Annotated in this window: 17 protein-coding genes; 9 read left to right on the forward strand and 8 right to left on the reverse strand. The window is 66.8% G+C overall.

Annotated features, from left to right (window positions below):
• Positions 1-174 precede the first annotated feature (174 nt).
• The 3 genes from mltG (at position 175) to gmk (ending at position 3183) form a co-directional block, all read left to right on the forward strand.
• The gene (gene mltG, locus Q9235_RS07660) at positions 175-1527 is read left to right on the forward strand and encodes an endolytic transglycosylase MltG (RefSeq protein ID WP_306226212.1); all 1353 of its coding nucleotides are present in this window, start codon (positions 175-177) and stop codon (positions 1525-1527) included.
• Between the two features lie 109 nt (positions 1528-1636).
• Positions 1637-2518 carry a YicC/YloC family endoribonuclease gene (locus Q9235_RS07665; protein ID WP_306226213.1) on the forward strand — a complete coding sequence of 294 codons (882 nt, stop codon included), beginning with the start codon at positions 1637-1639 and terminating at the stop codon, positions 2516-2518.
• Positions 2519-2523: 5 nt separating this feature from the next.
• Positions 2524-3183: a guanylate kinase gene (gmk, locus tag Q9235_RS07670; RefSeq protein WP_306226214.1), complete on the forward strand. Its 660-nt coding sequence runs from the start codon at positions 2524-2526 to the stop codon at positions 3181-3183.
• Here gmk and rsmA read toward each other — a convergent pair.
• The 5 genes from rsmA to lptF are packed head-to-tail and all read right to left on the reverse strand — an operon-like array spanning position 3174 to position 9984.
• A complete protein-coding gene (gene rsmA / locus Q9235_RS07675; RefSeq protein ID WP_306226215.1) occupies positions 3174-4022 on the reverse strand; it encodes a 16S rRNA (adenine(1518)-N(6)/adenine(1519)-N(6))-dimethyltransferase RsmA in 849 nt (282 codons plus the stop codon). The two genes, gmk and rsmA, sit on opposite strands and share 10 nt — an antisense overlap.
• Positions 4019-5041 carry a 4-hydroxythreonine-4-phosphate dehydrogenase PdxA gene (gene pdxA, locus Q9235_RS07680; protein ID WP_306226216.1) on the reverse strand — a complete coding sequence of 341 codons (1023 nt, stop codon included), beginning with the start codon at positions 5039-5041 and terminating at the stop codon, positions 4019-4021. Before pdxA ends, rsmA begins: the two co-directional genes overlap by 4 nt.
• A gap of 56 nt (positions 5042-5097) precedes the next feature.
• Positions 5098-7650, reverse strand: a complete 2553-nt coding sequence (locus tag Q9235_RS07685; protein ID WP_306226217.1) for an LPS-assembly protein LptD — start codon at positions 7648-7650, stop codon at positions 5098-5100.
• Between the two features lie 49 nt (positions 7651-7699).
• The gene (gene lptG / locus Q9235_RS07690; RefSeq protein WP_306226218.1) at positions 7700-8791 is read right to left on the reverse strand and encodes an LPS export ABC transporter permease LptG; all 1092 of its coding nucleotides are present in this window, start codon (positions 8789-8791) and stop codon (positions 7700-7702) included.
• Complete coding sequence (gene lptF / locus Q9235_RS07695; RefSeq protein ID WP_306226219.1) at positions 8791-9984, reverse strand: LPS export ABC transporter permease LptF; 1194 nt, start codon at positions 9982-9984, stop codon at positions 8791-8793. Before lptF ends, lptG begins: the two co-directional genes overlap by 1 nt.
• A gap of 419 nt (positions 9985-10403) precedes the next feature.
• On the opposite strand from lptF, the gene Q9235_RS07700 reads away from it, so the two are divergent.
• From Q9235_RS07700 to Q9235_RS07710, 3 genes are read left to right on the forward strand one after another with little or no spacing between them, the layout of a single operon-like run.
• Positions 10404-11897, forward strand: a complete 1494-nt coding sequence (locus tag Q9235_RS07700) for a leucyl aminopeptidase (RefSeq protein ID WP_306226220.1) — start codon at positions 10404-10406, stop codon at positions 11895-11897.
• Between the two features lie 48 nt (positions 11898-11945).
• Positions 11946-12398 carry a DNA polymerase III subunit chi gene (locus Q9235_RS07705; RefSeq protein ID WP_306226221.1) on the forward strand — a complete coding sequence of 151 codons (453 nt, stop codon included), beginning with the start codon at positions 11946-11948 and terminating at the stop codon, positions 12396-12398.
• The gene (locus Q9235_RS07710) at positions 12395-12805 is read left to right on the forward strand and encodes a hypothetical protein (RefSeq protein ID WP_306226222.1); all 411 of its coding nucleotides are present in this window, start codon (positions 12395-12397) and stop codon (positions 12803-12805) included. The genes Q9235_RS07705 and Q9235_RS07710 overlap by 4 nt, the downstream gene beginning before the upstream one ends.
• 22 nt (positions 12806-12827) lie before the next feature.
• On the opposite strand, the gene Q9235_RS07715 is transcribed toward Q9235_RS07710, so the two are convergent.
• A complete protein-coding gene (locus tag Q9235_RS07715; protein WP_306226223.1) occupies positions 12828-13019 on the reverse strand; it encodes a hypothetical protein in 192 nt (63 codons plus the stop codon).
• Between the two features lie 26 nt (positions 13020-13045).
• A complete protein-coding gene (locus tag Q9235_RS07720; protein WP_306226224.1) occupies positions 13046-14131 on the reverse strand; it encodes an MlaD family protein in 1086 nt (361 codons plus the stop codon).
• A 202-nt stretch (positions 14132-14333) separates the two neighbouring features.
• Here Q9235_RS07720 and Q9235_RS07725 point away from each other — a divergent pair, with 202 nt between their 5' ends.
• Together Q9235_RS07725 and Q9235_RS07730 are read left to right on the forward strand one after the other, a co-directional pair.
• Positions 14334-14672, forward strand: coding sequence for a YciI family protein (locus Q9235_RS07725; RefSeq protein ID WP_306226225.1), 339 nt, complete (start codon positions 14334-14336; stop codon positions 14670-14672).
• 116 nt (positions 14673-14788) lie between these two features.
• Complete coding sequence (locus tag Q9235_RS07730) at positions 14789-15046, forward strand: hypothetical protein (protein WP_306226226.1); 258 nt, start codon at positions 14789-14791, stop codon at positions 15044-15046.
• A gap of 42 nt (positions 15047-15088) precedes the next feature.
• Here Q9235_RS07730 and Q9235_RS07735 read toward each other — a convergent pair whose 3' ends face one another.
• Positions 15089-16960, reverse strand: coding sequence for an ABC-F family ATP-binding cassette domain-containing protein (locus tag Q9235_RS07735; protein ID WP_306226227.1), 1872 nt, complete (start codon positions 16958-16960; stop codon positions 15089-15091).
• On the opposite strand from Q9235_RS07735, the gene Q9235_RS07740 reads away from it, so the two are divergent.
• Positions 16941-17240, forward strand: a complete 300-nt coding sequence (locus tag Q9235_RS07740) for a hypothetical protein (RefSeq protein ID WP_306226228.1) — start codon at positions 16941-16943, stop codon at positions 17238-17240. The two genes, Q9235_RS07735 and Q9235_RS07740, sit on opposite strands and share 20 nt — an antisense overlap.
• Positions 17241-17299 lie beyond the last annotated feature (59 nt).

Raw genomic sequence — 17299 nt, forward strand, 5'->3', positions numbered from 1 at the left:
GGGTAGAGTTTGCGCCAGCGGCTGCCGAATGCGTGATTCCACGTTCACAGCCGCAAGGAAACCGGCTCTAATGCGGTCGCCCGGCTTTGGTGTGGCCGTTTGCCCACTCCGGCAGGCGCGGTCCAGGTTGCGCCGTGCCGAGATCATCTACCCCGTGCTGCGAGCGTCTTGATCGTGAATGATACGCCCCGCGTCGCCCCGAAGAGTCCGAGCGAGGCCCTCAAGCCCGTAGCGCCGCCCGCGCCGCCGCCGAAGGTCCGCCGCCGCCGGCGCAGCCCCTTCCTGTCGATGCTGAGCGGGCTGTTCACCATCGCGCTCGTCGGGGCCGGCGTGGTCGGGGCCGGCATCGCCGTCGTCTCGAACCAGAGCAAGGCGCCCGGGCCGCTGGCCAGCGACCGCACCCTGATCATTCCGAAGGAAAGCGGACTCACCGAGATCGCCGAGCTCTTGCAGCGCGAGGGCCTGATAGAGCATCCGCTGAGCTTCCGCGTCGCGGCGATCATGGGCGGCGACTGGCACAAGCTCCAGGCCGGCGAATATCTGTTCAAGGCCCGCGTCAGCCCGCAGGAAATTCTCGGCATCATCTCCAGCGGCAAGGTGGTCGAGCATTCGATCACCATCCCGGAAGGCCTGACGAGCGAACAGGTCGTCGAGCGTCTGCGCAACAACGAGCTGCTGACCGGCGATATCGCGCAGGTGCCGAAGGAAGGGTCGATCCTGCCCGACACCTATCGCTTTCCGCGCGGCTTTTCCCGGAAGGGAATCCTCGATCAGATGGCGCGCAGCCAGAGCGCCGTCCTGAGGAACATCTGGGCGCGCAAGCCCGCCGACCTCCCGATCAAGTCGCCTGAGGAACTCGTCATTCTCGCCTCCATCGTCGAGAAGGAGACCGGGCGTGCCGACGAGCGTCCGCGTGTCGCCGGCGTCTTCATCAACCGGCTCAACCAGAAGATGCGGCTGCAGTCGGACCCGACGATCGTCTACGGCCTCGTCGGCGGCAAGGGCACGCTCGGCCGGCCGATCCAGCGCAGCGAGATCACGCAGGCGACTCCCTACAATACCTATGTCATCAACGGCCTGCCGCCGGGCCCGATCGCCAATCCCGGCCGCGCCGCCATGGAGGCGGTGGTCAACCATTCGCGGACCAAGGACCTCTATTTCGTCGCCGACGGCAGCGGCGGCCACGCCTTCGCCGAGACGCTGGATCAGCACAACCGCAATGTCGGGCGCTGGCGCCAGATCGAGACGACGCGCACGCAGCAGCAGGGCGGCAAGCCGCCGGCCGATTCCGTCGACAAGGTCGAGCCGCCGGCCGGCCCCGACAACCGCACCGAGGCGCCCGCCACGACGCAGCCGGCCGCCGACAATGCCGGCTCCGTCGGTATGCCTGTCGCTCAGCCGGCCGGCGCCGTGGCGGGGACGCGTGCCCGCGCCTTCGATGCCTCCGAGGGAACAGCGCGCGACCCGCTGCTGAACAAGACCTTCGACCTGAACTCGCCGAAGCAGGTGCCGCAGCTCAGGCCCTAACCTGCGGTCCGGAAGGCACTCAATCCCCATTTTCCGGCAGCTGGCCGCTTGCTGTAGCGGATGCGCGCCACTACGGTCCCGCCCGATCTCCAACGAAGGCGGCAGGGCAATGGCCATCGAAAGCATGACGGGCTTTGCCCGTGCGGCCGGGACGGCCGGGGTCCATGGTTGGGCTTGGGAGATCCGCAGCGTCAACGGGCGCGGGCTCGACCTGCGCGTCCGTGTCCCGCCCGGCTTCGAGGTTGTCGCCGAGGCAGCCCGCAAGCAACTCGGCGCGGCCTTCTCGCGCGGAACGCTTCACGTCAATCTCGCGGTCACCAGCGATGCCGGCCCGCCGCGCCCGCGCGTCAACGAGGCCGTCCTCGCCGCTTTGCTCGAGGCGGTCGAGCGGCTGCCGCCGGCCGCCGGCATCAATCCGCCATCCTATGACGGGTTGCTCGGCATCCGTGGCGTCGTCGAATACGCCGACGAGGCGCAGGATGCGCTGGGCGCGGTCGAGGCGCCGGCGCTTGCCGGGCTGGAAGCCGTCACGGCTTCCTTGAAGGAAGCACGGGCTGCCGAGGGCCGTGCGCTCGAAGCCATCGTCCTCGGCCATCTCGAAACCATCGCCCGTCTGGCCGGAGAAGCCGAACGCCACCCCGCCCGCAGCAGCGAGGCGATCCGTGCCCGGATCGCGGCGCAGGTCGAGGCGTTGCTGGGGGCGAATAACGGCTTCGATCCCCAGCGCCTCCATCAGGAGGCGGCGTTGATTGCAGTTCGCGCCGATATCCGCGAGGAGATCGATCGCTTGCAGGCCCATGTCGCGGCTCTGCGCGAGCTTCTCGCCAAGGGGGGCCCGATTGGCCGCAAGCTCGACTTCCTCTCGCAGGAGTTCGGCCGCGAGGCCTCGACGCTCTGCGCCAAGGCCAACGACCCCGGCCTGTCTCGTATCGGGCTGGAGCTGCGCACGGTCGTCGACCAGATGCGCGAGCAGGTTCAGAACGTGGAGTGAGCCGGATGGCTGCCGAGACCCTTCGCCCGGCCCGCCGCGGCCTGATCATGATCATGTCGTCGCCGTCGGGGGCGGGCAAGTCGACGCTGACGCGCACGCTGTCGAAATCCCCCAACGAGACGAATCTCGACCTGTCGATCTCGGTGACGACGCGTCCGAAGCGCCCATCCGAGATTCCCGGCGTGCATTACCATTTCATCGATCGCGAGAGCTTCGACGAGATGCGGCAGCGAGACGAGTTGCTCGAATGGGCCGAAGTGCATGGCAACGGTTACGGCACGCCGCGCAAGCCCGTGGAAGCCTCGCTCAAGGCCGGCCGGGACGTGCTGTTCGATATCGACTGGCAAGGCACCCAGCAAATCATGGAGAAGGCCCGCGAGGACGTGGTCTCGATCTTCATCCTGCCGCCCTCGATGGCGGAACTGCGCTCCCGCCTCGTGCGTCGGGCCGAGGACGCTCCGGATGTGATCGCGAAGCGGCTGGCCAATGCGCGTGACGAGATCGCGCGCTGGGCCGTCTACGACTATGTCATCGTCAATGACGACCTCGAGAAGGCTTATGAGGCCGTGCGTTCCATCCTGGCGGCGGAGCGGCTGAAGCGCAGCCGCGCGATCGGCATGGCCGATTTCGTCGATGCTCTGTTGGCCGAGCCCGTTCAGGCCTGAGCGGCGAGCGCGTTCGCCAGCCTGACGAAGCCCGAGACCGGGATCTCCTCGGCCCGTGCCGTCTCGACAAGGCCGGCCGCCGCGATGAGCGGCGTGGGGTCCGGCAGCACGGCCTTCAGGCTCTGCCGCAGCATCTTGCGACGCTGGCCGAAGGCGGCGAGCGTCACGCGCTCCAGCAGGCGCCGGTCGCAGGGCTGCGGCTCTGCGCGCGGGATGAGCTGGACGATCGACGAGGTGATCTTCGGCGGCGGCACGAAGGCGCTGCGCGGCACATCGAACAGGATCCTGGTCTCGCAGCGCCAGTTCGAGAGCACGGCGAGCCGGCCGTAATCGGCCCGCTCGTCCGGCGTCGCGACGATGCGCTCGGCGACCTCGCGCTGGAACATCAGCGTCAGCGAATCCCACCAGGAAGGCCAGGGCTCCAGGCTGAGCCAGCCGACCAGCAGCGGAGTGCCGATATTATAGGGCAGGTTGGCGACGATCCGTGCCCGCTCGCCCGCGAGATACGGTGTCAGGTCGACCGCCAGCGCATCGCCGTCGACGACCTCCAGCCGGCCCGGATAATGCGCCGCGATCTCGGCCAGCGCCGGCAGGCAGCGCCGGTCCCGCTCGATCGCGATGACGCGGCCGGCGCCGTTGGCCAGCAGCGCCCGCGTCAGCCCGCCGGGGCCGGGGCCGATCTCGACCACCGTCTGGCCTTCCAGCGGCCCGGCCGAGCGCGCGATCCGGCTCGTCAGGTTGAGGTCGAACAGGAAGTTCTGGCCGAGCGCCTTCTGCGCCATCAGCCCATGGCGCTCCACCACTTCGCGCAGCGGCGGCAGGTCGTCGATCTGGCTCATGAAACGATGTCCGTCGCGGTGCGCTCGGCCATCCGGGCGGCGAGCTTCAGCGCAGCGCAGAGGCTGTCCGGCCGTGCGATGCCCCGCCCGGCGATGTCGAACGCGGTGCCGTGGTCCGGCGAGGTCCGGATGAAGGGCAGGCCCAGCGTGACGTTGACGCCGTCGTCGAAGGCGATCGTCTTGATCGGGATCAGCGCCTGGTCGTGATACATCGCCAACGCTGCGTCGTAGCCGGCACGCGCCCGGGCGTGGAACATCGTGTCGGCGGGATAGGGGCCGCGCGCGTCGATGCCCTCGGCCTGCAATTGCGCGATGGCGGGCGCGACGATGGCCCCGTCCTCATGGCCCATCGTGCCGCTCTCGCCGGCATGGGGATTGAGCCCGCTGAGCGCCAGCCGCGGCGCGGCGATGCCGAAGCGGCTGCGCAATTCCGCCGCGACGATCCGGCCGGTCTCGACGATGAGTGTCGTGGTCAGCAGGTCGGGCACGCGGCGCAGCGGTTCGTGGATCGTGACCGGAACGACGGCGAGTTCCTCGCACCAGAGCATCATCACCGGCCGCGGCTCGGCTCCGCCCTCGGCCGCCAGATGCGCCAGGTACTCGGTATGGCCGGGATGCTTGAAGCCGGCGCTGTAGAGCACGGATTTGGCGATCGGGTTGGTCACCACGGCGGCGGCCTCGCCGGCGCGGACGGCCGCGGCCGCACGGTCGATCGAGGCGATCGTGCCCGCCGCCGTCGCCGGATCGGGCTTGCCCGGCATGGCCATGCCCGACCCGGAGGCGAGCGGGATCACAGGCAGCGCTTCGGCGAAGGCAGTTCCGGCATCGCGCCAGCCGCAAAGGCGCAGCGGCACGCTCCAGCCGAGCCGGCCGGCGACGGCGGCGAGGTGGTCTGGGTCGGCTATGCAGGCGAAGGGGGGCAGCGCGCGTTCGCGACGTTCCAGCCAGGCACGCAGCGTCAGCTCCGGCCCGATCCCGGCCGGATCGCCCTGTGTCAATGCGAGCGGCGTTGCCGGCAAGACGAACTCCGCGACCTGAAGGGAGAACCGGCCCGTCGTTCCGGGCCGGCGCTGGACTAGTTCGAGCCGACGCCGTCGCTCGACGAGTTCGAGCTGAGGTTCTGCGAGTAGCTGATCTCGCCCAGCGTGCGCAGCTCGAGGCGGAACATGACCGTGCGCGTATCCTTGGTCGAGCCCGCCTGGCGATCGGCATAGCTCTGCGAATAGCTGATGTCGAAGACCGTGCATTCGTCGGTGTAGTTGATGCCGAACGAGGTCGAGGCCGTCTGGAACGGGCCCGTATTCGGATAGATCGGCACGGCCGAGACCGCCGGAGCCGCGAGATAGGACGCATAGGCGTCCCGGTAGCGTTCGCGGTCGTATTTGTACTTGTCGAGGTCGAACAGCACGCCGGCGCGCAGGCGCCAGTTCTCGGCTACGCGCAGCGAGCCGTTGAGCGAAAGACCCTCGCGGCGCCTGGAAATGCCGAGTTCCGGCTGGGGCTCGTAGCGGCCATAGCCGATCGAGGCGGTGATGATGCTGTTGGCATAGGTCGCCGCGGCGTCGATCCGCTGGGCCTCGAAGGTCGTCGCGTTGAGGCGGGTCGCGCCGGTCAGGAAGAAGCCCTTGAACGGCGAGAGCTGGGCGCGTGCGACATAGTCGGAGTTGCGGGTCTCGAGGCCGGAATTCAGGCCGGTATTGAGCAGGTCGCCGCTGGCGAAGGAGTTGCGCCCGCCGAGCTGGAACGACTGGCCCAGCAACAGGTTGGCAAAGGCCTCCTGGCCGAAGCGGCCGGTATAGAGCGCGCCGACATTCGCGCGCGTGCCGCCCTCGACTCGGTCGAAGCCGGAGAACTTGCCGCTCCACTCGAACAGGTTGTTGGCGTCGAAGACGAGGCTCTGCGCGTCTTCGTTGGCGACGCGCAGGCTGTTCGTCTCGTTCGGGCGGGCGACCACCTGGGCGACCGGCTCGATGATATGGGTGCCCCAGCCGGTCCTGGCGACGAAGGGATAGCGGTACATCAGGCCGATCGCCGGCATCACGCGGCCGAACACCTCGTCCGAGGTATCGGCGATCGTCGCGACGCGCGAGTTGATCACGCCCGTGGTATCCGGGTTGATCGAGAAGATATCGGCCCGCACCGAGGCATAGGGCGTCCACATCTGGCCGAGCGGGTCGATGAAGTTGCGCCGCCAGGAAACCTGGGCCGTCGCCCGCGAGACATTGCCGGCGAGGCCACGCACGAGGCAGCGGTTCTTGTCGTAGATCGCGCAGCCGTCATAGAGCGAATAGCTCGGCGTCGTGATCAGGTAGGTCTTCTGCTGCGGCAGCTCCGTGAAGGCGGCGGTGTCGCGCGTCAGGCTCGTGAGATTGACGTTGAAAGAGAGCTCGCCGCCGAGGAGAGACGGCTTGTGGACGCGCTTGTCGTAGTCCAGCACCGGCAGCACGACGGGCTGCTGCTTCTGCCAGTCCTGGTAGTTCAGCGGCTGGAAGTAATAGCCGCGCAGGTCGAACCAGGCGCTCTCGCTCTGCCCGTTCAGATAGGCGGTCGAGATCGCTTCCTGCAGATAGGTCGTGTTGCTGAGGCTCTCGTTGCGGATGCGGTAGTTCTTGTAGAACCAGCGATCCGTCGACATCGAGGCATTCCAGCCGACCGTCCAGCGCGGGTTGATGAAGAACTTGCCGTTCGTCTCGATCGAGCCGCGGAATTCCTTGTCGCGCGGGCCGAGCGGGCTCGGCAGGAAGGCGTTCTTGTCCTGCTGGAAGATGCCTGAGGCCCGGATCGTATAGGACCCGTTCACCAGCCGGTGTCGCCATTCCGTCTGGCCGAGGAAGCCCTGGCGGCTGAAATAGGTCGGTGTGAACGTCAGGTCGTAATTCGGCGCGAGGTTGAGAAAATAGGGCAGGCCGACGCCGTAGCCGAGCGCCGAGGTATTGATGAAGCGCGGCGACAGGAAGCCGGACTTGCGTTTCACCGTCGAATCCGGGCCGGACATGTAGGGGATGTAGGCCATCGGGATGCCGGCGAACTCGACCCGCGCATCCTCGTAATAGATCGTCTGCTCGGACTTCTTGTGGATGATCCGCGCGGCGCGGACCTGCCAGAGCGGCGGCCGCTCCGGGTTGTCCTTGCAGGGCTCGCAGGCCGTGTAGATGCCCTTCTCGAAGACGAAGGTCTCGCCGTCCGTACGCTCGGCGCGCGGCGCCGAGAACCGGGTCTTGTCCGGGTTCACCACGCGCAGCGAGTCGATGAAGCCGTCGCGGAAATCGTCGGTCAGGTTGAACTTGTCGCCGGTGATGACCGTGCCGTTGGCTTCGGTGATCCGGGCATTGCCGACGGCGGTGACCCGCTTGTTGCCCTGGTCGTAGATGACACGGTCGGCCTCGATCGTCCGGCCCTGATACAGGATCTGGACATCGCCGACGGCCGCGACCGTCTTCTTGTCGTTGTCATAGACGAGCTCGCGCGCATCCACGACCATCCGGTCCTGCGGTTTCGCAGGAGCCGCGGCCGCGGGCTTGGGCTGCGCGCCGGCCGCCCGATTCTGGGCATGGACCGGCCCGGCCAGCAGATAGGCCAGGCTGGAGGCGAGAGCCGTCGCCGCAGCAAACTGCGCTAGCCGGTTCACTCCTGGACCCATCGCGTAAACTCGAAATTAACCATAGGCACAGTACGTTTCACCCATCTTCCTGATGGAGAAGGGCGAGCGCTCCCAGCATTGCCCCCAATGCTGCAGGCAACCACGCCGCGACGATCGGATTGACGATTCCCGACGATCCGAGTTCCTCCGACAGTTGTGTCGCCACATAGAGCACGAACCCGGCCGCGACGCCACCTATCACCAGTTTGGTCACGCCACCAAACCGGAAAAATCTTAAAGAAACGGATGCAGCCACCAGCACCATCGCGATGAGCAGCAGCGGACGCGCCATAAGCGATTGATAACGCAGCTCATAGGGGGTCGTGTCGAGGCCCGCGCGCTGTGTCCTGTCGATCACGGCCGGCATGGACCAGAAGCCCACCGCGTCGGGTGGGGTGAAGCTCTGGCGCATCTGTTCCGGCTCCAGCGTCGTGGCGAGCACGTAGCTCTTATAGCTCTGTGGCTCTTCCGTGGCGGAGGTGGAGCGCGCGTCGGCGAGTTCCCAGTGCCCCGGGCGCAGCAGGGCCTGCCTGGCGTCGATTCGCTCCTTGAAGCTGCCGTTCGGGTTGAAGATGAAGAAGGCGACCTGCGACAACCCGTCCTCGTCGGGCAGGGCGCCGGCGGCGCGGATGATGGCCTGGCCGTCGACGCTGCGCTGCCTCAGCCAGATTTCCTGGGGAAGACCGGACTTGCCGCCCGAGCGGACGAACAGACGGGTCTCCAGCGCCGTGGCCTTGCGCTTCAGTTCGGCCGCGACGGGATTGTAGATCATGATCGAGACGAGCCCGATCACGCCTGCGACTGCGGCGGCCGGCTGCAGGAACTGCCAGGCCGAGACGCCGACGGAGCGGGCGACGACGAGCTCGAGCTTCCGGCTCAGCGTGAGCAGTGCGAACATGCCGCCGAACAGCGCGGCGAACGGGAAGATCTGCTCCGCCACCGCCGGCGCCCGGAACAGCGCGAGCTGCACGATGCGCGGCGTCGTCGCGATCGGGGAATCGCCGGCGCGGCGCATCAGCTCGACGAAATCGAGCGTCCCGATCAGGAAGAAGAACGTGCTGAAGACCCCCACGATGGCGCGCGTGAAGCGCTTCGTCAGATAGCGGCCGAAGGTCGTGAGCAGCAGCATCAGGCGCGCCGGAAACGGGCCGCGAGATTGACCAGCGGCGTTGTGAGGGGGGCAAGCAGGCGGGCGAGCACCGGTTTGATCCGTGCGCCGTAATAGATGAAGCCCATGGCCATGACGATGGCCAGGATCGGCAGGATATAGAGCAGGGCGGCCGCGAAGGGCGAGCGCACGCTCGCGGTCCAGGCGGCATAGGCGGCAATGCGGGTCGCGCCGACGATCATGATGGCAGACTGGATCGCCAGCGCACGCCCCTGGCGGGTGGTGCGCGCCTCCCCGATGGCCGCGAAGGCGATCAGCATGAAGGCGAAGGGGTAGAGCGGGGACGACAGCCGGTTGTGCAGTTCGGCCCGGAAGCGGCCTTCCTGGATCTTGTAATAGGCCTCGTTCGTGTTCTGCGTGAGGAGTTCCCAGGTCGAGCGCTCGCGCGGCTTGTAGATCACCTTGTCGCCGTCGCCCTCGCCGGGGCCGCCGCTGGAATCGCCCGTCAGCGCCGACAGGTTCAGGGCATAGCGCTCGAAGGAGATGATCGAGGTCGTCGAGGTGTTCTTGGCCTCGCGCTGGATCGTGCCCTTTTCCAGCATCAGGAAGCTCTGGCCCTCGGCCTCGACCGTGCGGCCGCGCTCGGCGAGGTAGATCGAGGGCTGCGACGGGTCGCGGCGATCCTGCATGAAGATGCCGACCAGCGCATCGCCGGCCTTCTCGCGGTAATGGAAGGTCACGCCGGAATCGAGCGAGACGAACTGGCCTTCCTTCACGACATTGGCGACGAAATCGGCGCGGATCAGCGTGATCAGGTCGCGCAGCATGCGGAAGCTCGCCGGCATCACCGAGATCGTCATCCAGGCGACGATCAGCGAGGTCGCGACCGTCAGCACGATGAAGGGCCGCGTGATCCGTTGCGGCGCCACGCCGGCGGCGTTCATCACGATCAGCTCGGAATCGCCGTTCAGCTTGTTCAGCGTGTAGAGCGTCGACATGAACAGCGCGACCGGCGCGATGCCGGCGATCAGCGCCGGCAGCGAGAGCAGCGTCACGGTCAGGAAGATCAGGACCGTCTGGCCCTTGCCGGTGATGAGATCGACCTCGCGCAGCGCCTGCGTGACCCAGATCACGCCGGTCAGGCCGAGCAGCAGCACGATCGCCGCGACCGCCGCGATCTTCAGAATGTAGCGATCGAGGCGGTTCAGAAGCACACGTCGGTTCCGGAGCTGGAGGGCCGGGACCCTCCGAGGTGGTTCGTCGGACACACCCTATGGTATAGGCGCGGCGAGGGCGCAAACGGGAATCGTTTGCCGTCTGCCGTTTAGAGGCTGTTAGGGGCTATGGGAATGATCTGATGAGGTCAAAACGACGGAGATGGGAGGAGCATTGCGCCGCCGATACCGCTGGTATCGGCAAGCGATGCGACGCTGCAGCTCCGTCGTTTTCACCTCACCCAAGGGGCGCGGCGCTTTTGCGCGACTGCCGTGTCGTTCTTCGTAGCAAGCCGGAAGGCTTGCGTCCTCGAACTCCCCGGCATTCACGCAAAATCGTCCGCGTCAGATCAATCCCATAGTCCCTAACAGCCTCAAATGTCCTTCCCCTGTCATTTTCGCAAGATTGTGAGCGGATCATGTCGCAGCGCCTGAAGCTGGAGATCAAAGCCCTGGATACCGTCGAGGGGCAGGACCTCGTGATCCTCGTTTCGGATGGTCTCGCCGTGCCCGGCGCGGCGCAGGAATGGGCCGGCGAGGGCGCCCAGGCGCTGCTGGCGCGGGCCGCCGCCGCCGAGCGCTTCAAGGGCAAGGCGCTGGCCGGGCTGACGCTGCCGTCCCCGGAGGGCGCCTCCTACGAGCGCCTGATTATCGTCGGCGTTGGAGCCAAGGACGACCGCGCCAAGCTCGATTTCGTCAAATTGGGCGGTGCCATTGCCGGACGGCTCGGCGCCGGTCGCAGCGCAGAGGTTATTCTGGCACTGCCGGAAGGCACGATCGAGGCGAAGCAGGCCGCCGATATCGCGCTCGGCCTCAGGCTGCGCGCCTATGCCTTCGACCGCTACAAGACCAAGAGCAGGGACAAGGACGAGGCCGAGCCGCTGACGATCACGCTGCGCACGGCCGATCCGTCGGCCCTGAAGAAGGCTGTGAAGACCGCCGACGCCATCGCCGCCGGCGTGCTTCAGGCGCGCGACCTCGTCAACGAGCCGCCGAACGTCCTCTACCCCGCCGAATTCGCCGACCGCGCTGCCAAGCTCGAGAAGCTCGGCGTCGAGATCGAGATCCTCGACGAGAAGGCGATGAAGAAGATCGGCATGCGCGCGCTGCTCGGCGTCGGCCAGGGCTCGCGCCGGGAAAGCCGCGTCGCCATCATGCGCTGGAACGGCGCGAAGAAGGACGACAAGCCCGTCGCCTTCGTCGGCAAGGGCGTGACGTTCGACACCGGCGGCATCTCGCTGAAGCCGGGCGCCGGCATGGAGGACATGAAGGGCGACATGGCGGGCGCTGCCTGCGTCGTCGGCCTGATGCAGGCGCTCGCCGGCCGCAAGGCCAAGGTCAACGCCATCGGCGTGATCGGCCTCGTCGAGAACATGCCGGACGGCAACGCCCAGCGCCCCGGCGACATCGTGACCTCGCTCTCGGGCCAGACCATCGAGATCATCAACACCGACGCCGAAGGCCGGCTCGTTCTGGCGGATGTGCTCTGGTACACGCAGGAGCGCTTCGCGCCGCGTTTCATGATCAATCTGGCGACGCTGACCGGCGCGATCATGGTGGCGCTCGGCCAGGAGAATGCCGGCCTGTTCAGCAATGACGACGAGCTTTCCACCCGCCTGACGGCGGCGGGTCTGGCCACGGGCGAGACGGTCTGGCGCATGCCGCTCGGCAAGGGCTACGACAAGCTGATCGATTCGAAATTCGCCGACATGAAGAACTCGGCCGGCCGCTATGGCGGCTCGATCACCGCGGCGCAGTTCCTGCAGCGCCATGTCAACGACACGCCCTGGGCGCATCTCGACATCGCGGGAACCGGAATGGCCGCCGCGAATTCGGAGATCAACCGCTCATGGGGGCCGGGCTGGGGCGTGCGCCTGCTCGACCGGCTGGTCGCGGACCATTACGAAGGCTGATTCGTTTTCTGCGGAAGCGCCGATAACCCGTTCGGATATAAGGCTTCGATGGCCGAGATCCTGTTCTTCCATCTGCAATCCCGCCCGCTGGAGCAGGTCCTGCCGACGATCCTCGACCGCGCCCTGTCGCGCGGCCAGAAGGTCGTCGTCCAGGTCGGCGGCCAGGAGCGCATGAGCGTGCTCGACGACCACCTCTGGACCTATGCGGATGAGAGCTTCCTGCCGCATGTCACGGCTCTGGAGGCCGATGCGCCGGGTAACCCGGTCGTGCTGACCACGCAGGCGCATAATCCGAATGCCGCTGAGGTCCGGGTCTGCGCCGACGGGGTTCGCATTCCCGACGCAATGCAGGACTACGAGCGCGTCGTCCTGATATTCGATGGCGACGATCCCGAGGCGCTTGCTGCCGCCCGCGAGGATTGGAAGAAGGCCAGGGCCTCGGGCCATGCCGCCAGTTACTGGCAGCAGGACGATGCCGGCCGTTGGGAGAAGAAAGCGTGAGACTGCCTGTTCTGTTGCTCTGCACCGCGGCCCTTGCCGGCTGCTCGGTCGATATGGGCGGTTTCGCCTTCCAGTCCGAGACGAAGGGCGGCGTCACCACGACCCGGACCGCCTCGGCCAGCGCCGGCATCTCGACGCAGGAGCCGGTCCTGACGCCGGAAGGCGAGTGCAGCGTCGGCGCCTCGCTCGATCCCTCGACCCGGCCGCTGCCGAAGGAGATCGCGCCGGGCATCACCGAATGCGAACTGGTCAAGCTGAAGGGCGGGCGCCCGACCGATGTGCTCGTAGGCGAAAGCGGCAAGGGCCAGCGCGAGGTCCAGGTGCTCTATTCCGAGCCGGGCGGCCGCGAGATCTACCTGTTCACCGACAACCGCCTGACCCGCATCGTCAAGCCGGGGCAGGGGTGAGACGGGGCGTCGCCTCTGCGCGCTAGCGGCTCGGACGTCGGGCTCGCTGGGCCATCAGCGATCTGAACAGCGGCGCGCAGCAGAGCGCGACGATCGCGCCCGTGACCGCCCAGCCCATCGCGCCGCCGCCGAGAACCTCCTGGCCGAGATAGGCTCCGCCAAAGCATCCGGCCAGAGCCAGTGGAACCTGCCAGAGTATCGTCGTGACGGACATCGCGCTTCTCCTGACAGGCGCCTGTTCTACCGCGAACCGTTATATTGCGGGATGCGGTTCTTGCTGCCGAAAATGAGTCCTTGCGGGTCTCGATTCACGTTGCGCAGCGTACGGTCGAAGCCGGAGAGGGAGCGGCTGCCGTCCGAGGTGAATGTTTCGACCTTTTGCCGCCCGCTTCCCGTGAACTGGATGATCGTCGCCGCCACGGCAGCCGAGCTCCGATCCAGATTTTCGGCGAGTGTGCGCAGGGATTTCGCGGCCTCGGCAACGTCTTCGAAGACGGTTTGTCCGTTTTCTCTCCCGGCACCGCTCAGGAAGGCTTGCGCGCCTTTCAACACGCCATCGACCTGATCGGCGGCCCGGTTGAGCTTTTCGCTCATCGAGGCAACGTTCCGCACGGTCTTGCCGATATCGGGAGCGGCGGCACTCAGCTTCGCGGCAAGGCGATCGGTATCAGCGATGACCGAAGCGATCCGATCCTTGTCGACGGATCGGAGGGGCTCCATGAAGCCGTCGCTGAAATTTTTCAGCTTGTCCGGAAGCGGAGTGATGAATTCGGCCGCCGAGCTGACGTTCTTCATGAGCTTTTCGACCTCGGACGAATTGCTGTTGAGCGTGGCCGACAGGTTCTCAATGTATCTGATCTTCTCGGTCACGGGCCCTGCATTGGCCTGGATTGCAGCGTCGATGCCGACGAGAGCTTCATCGATGCCGTTCGCGATGGATTCGACCTTTTCGAAGATGCTCTCCGAGGATTCCGCGATGATCGTCGGAAGAGCCTGCCCCGGTCCGGCAACCAAGGGAGCAGCGGCGGCGCTGCCGCCACGAAGCTGCACGGCGACGATGCCGGCGAGACCCTGGCCTTCGAGGCGGGCGATCGTATCGACCCGCAGCGGGGCCGACTGGCTGACCTTCAGGATGGCGTAGATCTGGCGCGGGTCATTCGGCTCGATATCGAGTTCCTTGACCTCGCCGACGCGCAGGCCATTGAAAAGCACGCTGGAGCCCCGGCCAAGGCCCGAGACCTTCCCATTGAAAACCACCCTGACGTCAATGGTGTCGCCTTGCCCCCTGCTGAACCAATAGCCGAGCCCGAACAGCGCAGCGAGCACTGCCAGCGTAGCCAGCCCGATCAGCGCATGAGCTGCTCGCGATTGCATGAGCGGCGTTGTCTTTCTTTGCCCGGGCGAAACGGACCGGCCGTCTCCGGCCGGCCATCTGAGTCGGCAACATAGTCTACTGTCGCGACGGCCACGAGGTGATCGGGCGACCCATCCGCTTGTTTTCGTCCAACCCGCAGCGCATCATCGCGGCATGACGAAGTATCTCATCTCCTTTCCGAGCGAGGCGATGGTGCTCTCGGAGGAGCAACTGGCCGCGGCCTCCGTCGATTCCCATGCCGTGATCGAGGAGGCGAAGGCGGCTGGCGTCTATGTCTTCGGCGGCGGGATCAACGAGCAGGTCGCCCCCGTGCTCGTCTCCGCGGATGGGGCGGTGTCCGGGCAGATCTATCCCGGCAGCCGCCTCAATGGCGGGTTCGCGGTGCTGGAGGTGCCGACGCGCGAGGAGGCGGTGAAATGGGCGGAGAAGCTTGCGCGCGCCTGCCGCTGTTCGCAGGAACTTCGCGAATTCATGTACGACCCGGCCAGCTAGAGCGGCTGCGCTGCTATCGAAGATGCAGTGCCGACAACCACCACGCGACAAGCTAAACTGAGACAAGCTCAGAAATGCGGCCGACGCCTCTAGAAGGCCATTGGAAATCATCGTCCATGATCAGATTCGCTGTCGCTGCCGTGCTCGTCGTCGTTGCTGCCTTGGGCGTCGCCACTGACGTGCTGGCGGCAGGCTCTTGCCGCCCGACGCGAGATGGCAAGGACCGGATGGAAATGTCCGGCGGCTGCCCGAGCGGCTATGTCGTCCGCGGCGCCTGCTGCGAATCCGTCCGGCCGATCTCGCAACCCACCGGCGCGTATGCCTGCCCGGCCGGCACCATGCTGCGGCTCGGCGCCTGCGTCCCGCGCCAATAAGCCGCCGGTCGCGACAGCGCCGTATCCAGGAAGCGTGAAGCCTCAGGCGCTCTCCAGCTCCTCGCCGAGCAGCAGCCACTCCTCCTCCGCCGCTGCCAGCGCTTCCGACAATTCCGCGCGCTGGCGCGAAAGCTGCAACGCCTTGTCCGGCTCGCGCGCGAAGGCGCCGTTGGCGAGCGCGGCATCGACCTTCTCGATCAGCCCCGTCAGCTTGGCGATGCGCGCCTCGGCGAGGTTGAGCTTCTGCCTGAGCGGCCCCTGCGCCGCGCGCTTCGTCGCCGCTTCCTTGCGCTCGTCGGCCTTTGGCTTGGCGTTGGCGTCCGGTGCCGGCTTGCCGCGCTTCTCCGCCTTGGCGGCGCCCAGCACATAGGTGCGGTAGTCGTCCATGTCGCCGTCGAAATTCTTCACGGTGCCGCCGCCGACGAGCCAGAGCCGGTCGGCGCAGGCCTCGATCAGGAAGCGGTCGTGGCTGACGAGGATGACGGCACCGGGATAGTCGTTGATCGCGGTGACCAGCGCGGTACGGCTGTCGATGTCGAGATGGTTGGTCGGCTCGTCGAGGATGAGCAGATGCGGCCCGTGGAAGGTCGCGAGACCCAGCATCAGGCGCGCCTTCTCGCCGCCGGAGAGCAGCTTGACTGGCGTGTCGGCCTTATTGGCGGGGAAGCCGATCTGCGCCGCCTTGGAGCGCACCTTCGCTTCCGGCGCATCCGGCATCAGGTCGCGCAGATGGCCGACCGGCGTGTCCTCGATGCGCAGTTCGTCGAGCTGGTGCTGGGCGAAATAGGCCGTCTCCAGCTTGCTCGACTTCTTCATCTCGCCGGACATAGCGTCGAGACGCCCGCCGATCAGCTTGCAGAAGGTCGACTTGCCGTTGCCGTTCGAGCCGAGCAGCGCGATGCGGTCGTCCGGCGCCAGCGACAGGTTGAGCCGCGACAGCACCTTGCGCTCGCCATAACCGGCAGCCGCATCCTCCAGCACGATCATCGGCGGCGAGAGCGGCTTCTCCGGGCCGGGGAAGACGAAGGGCTGCACGTCGCGGTCGACGATCGCGGCGATGGTCTGCATCTTCTCCAGCCGCTTGACGCGCGACTGCGCCTGCCGGGCCTTGGTCGCCTTGGCCTTGAAGCGGTCGACGAAGGACTGGAGGTGCTTGCGCTCGGCGTCCTGCTTCTCCTTGGCGCGGGCGAGCTGCATCTGCTTCTCGGCGCGCTGCTTCTCGAAGGAGGAATAGCCGCCGCGATAGAGCGTGAGCTTGCCCTGGTCGAGATGCATGATGTGGTCGACCGAGGTGTCCAGCAATTCGCGATCGTGGCTGATGACGATCACGGTATGCGGATAGCGCTCCAGATAGTCGTAGAGCCAGAGCGTGCCTTCGAGGTCGAGATAGTTGGTGGGTTCGTCGAGCAGCAGCAGGTCGGGCTCGGAGAACAGCACGGCCGCAAGCGCGACGCGCATGCGCCAGCCGCCGGAGAAATCGGAGCAGGGACGCTGCTGGGCCTCCTCGTCGAAGCCGAGCCCGTGCAGCACCATCGCCGCCCGCGCCGGCGCGGAATGCGCGCCGATATCGGCAAGCCGCGTGCCGATCTCGGCGATGCGATGCGGATCGGTCGCGGTCTCCGCTTCGGTCATCAGGGCCGTGCGCTCGGTATCGGCGGCAAGCACGACCTCGATCAGCGTCTCGGGTCCGCCCGGCGCTTCCTGCGCGACGCCGCCGATGCGCCGGCCCCTCGGCAGGCTGATATTGCCGCTCTCGGTGCCGAGATCGCCGGTAATGATCTTGAACAGCGTGGTCTTGCCGGTGCCGTTGCGGCCGACGAAGCCGACGCGCGCGCCATCGGGGATGGCGGCGCCGGTATGATCGAGCAGCAGGCGCTCGCCGAGACGGTAGGTGATGTCGTTGATCGTCAGCATGGCGCGCCCGTTTAGGCTTGGGAGCGCCAAAAAGGCAATCGAAAGCCGGAACAAGCGGCCGATGTCACCGTTTCGTCAAAATCTCGCCTTGGGACGGCCCGCTCTGGCCATCACCCAAGGGAAACCGGGTCAACCGCGATTCGCTGAGGCTATCTCCATGGATGCCCGCCTGTCCTACGCCAGTTCCCGCCGCGCTTCCGCTGCGGCGTCCCTCATGGTTCTCGTCGCGATCATCATCGGCAGCGCCGCAGCGCTCGCCGCTCTGGTGCCGCTGACCTGAGAGCGCCAAGCCTCTGATGCGGCTTGTCATTTTTCGGTCCAGCCGCTAACGCTGGCCCT

Source organism: Bosea beijingensis (genome assembly GCF_030758975.1).
Taxonomy (GTDB): domain Bacteria; phylum Pseudomonadota; class Alphaproteobacteria; order Rhizobiales; family Beijerinckiaceae; genus Allobosea; species Allobosea beijingensis.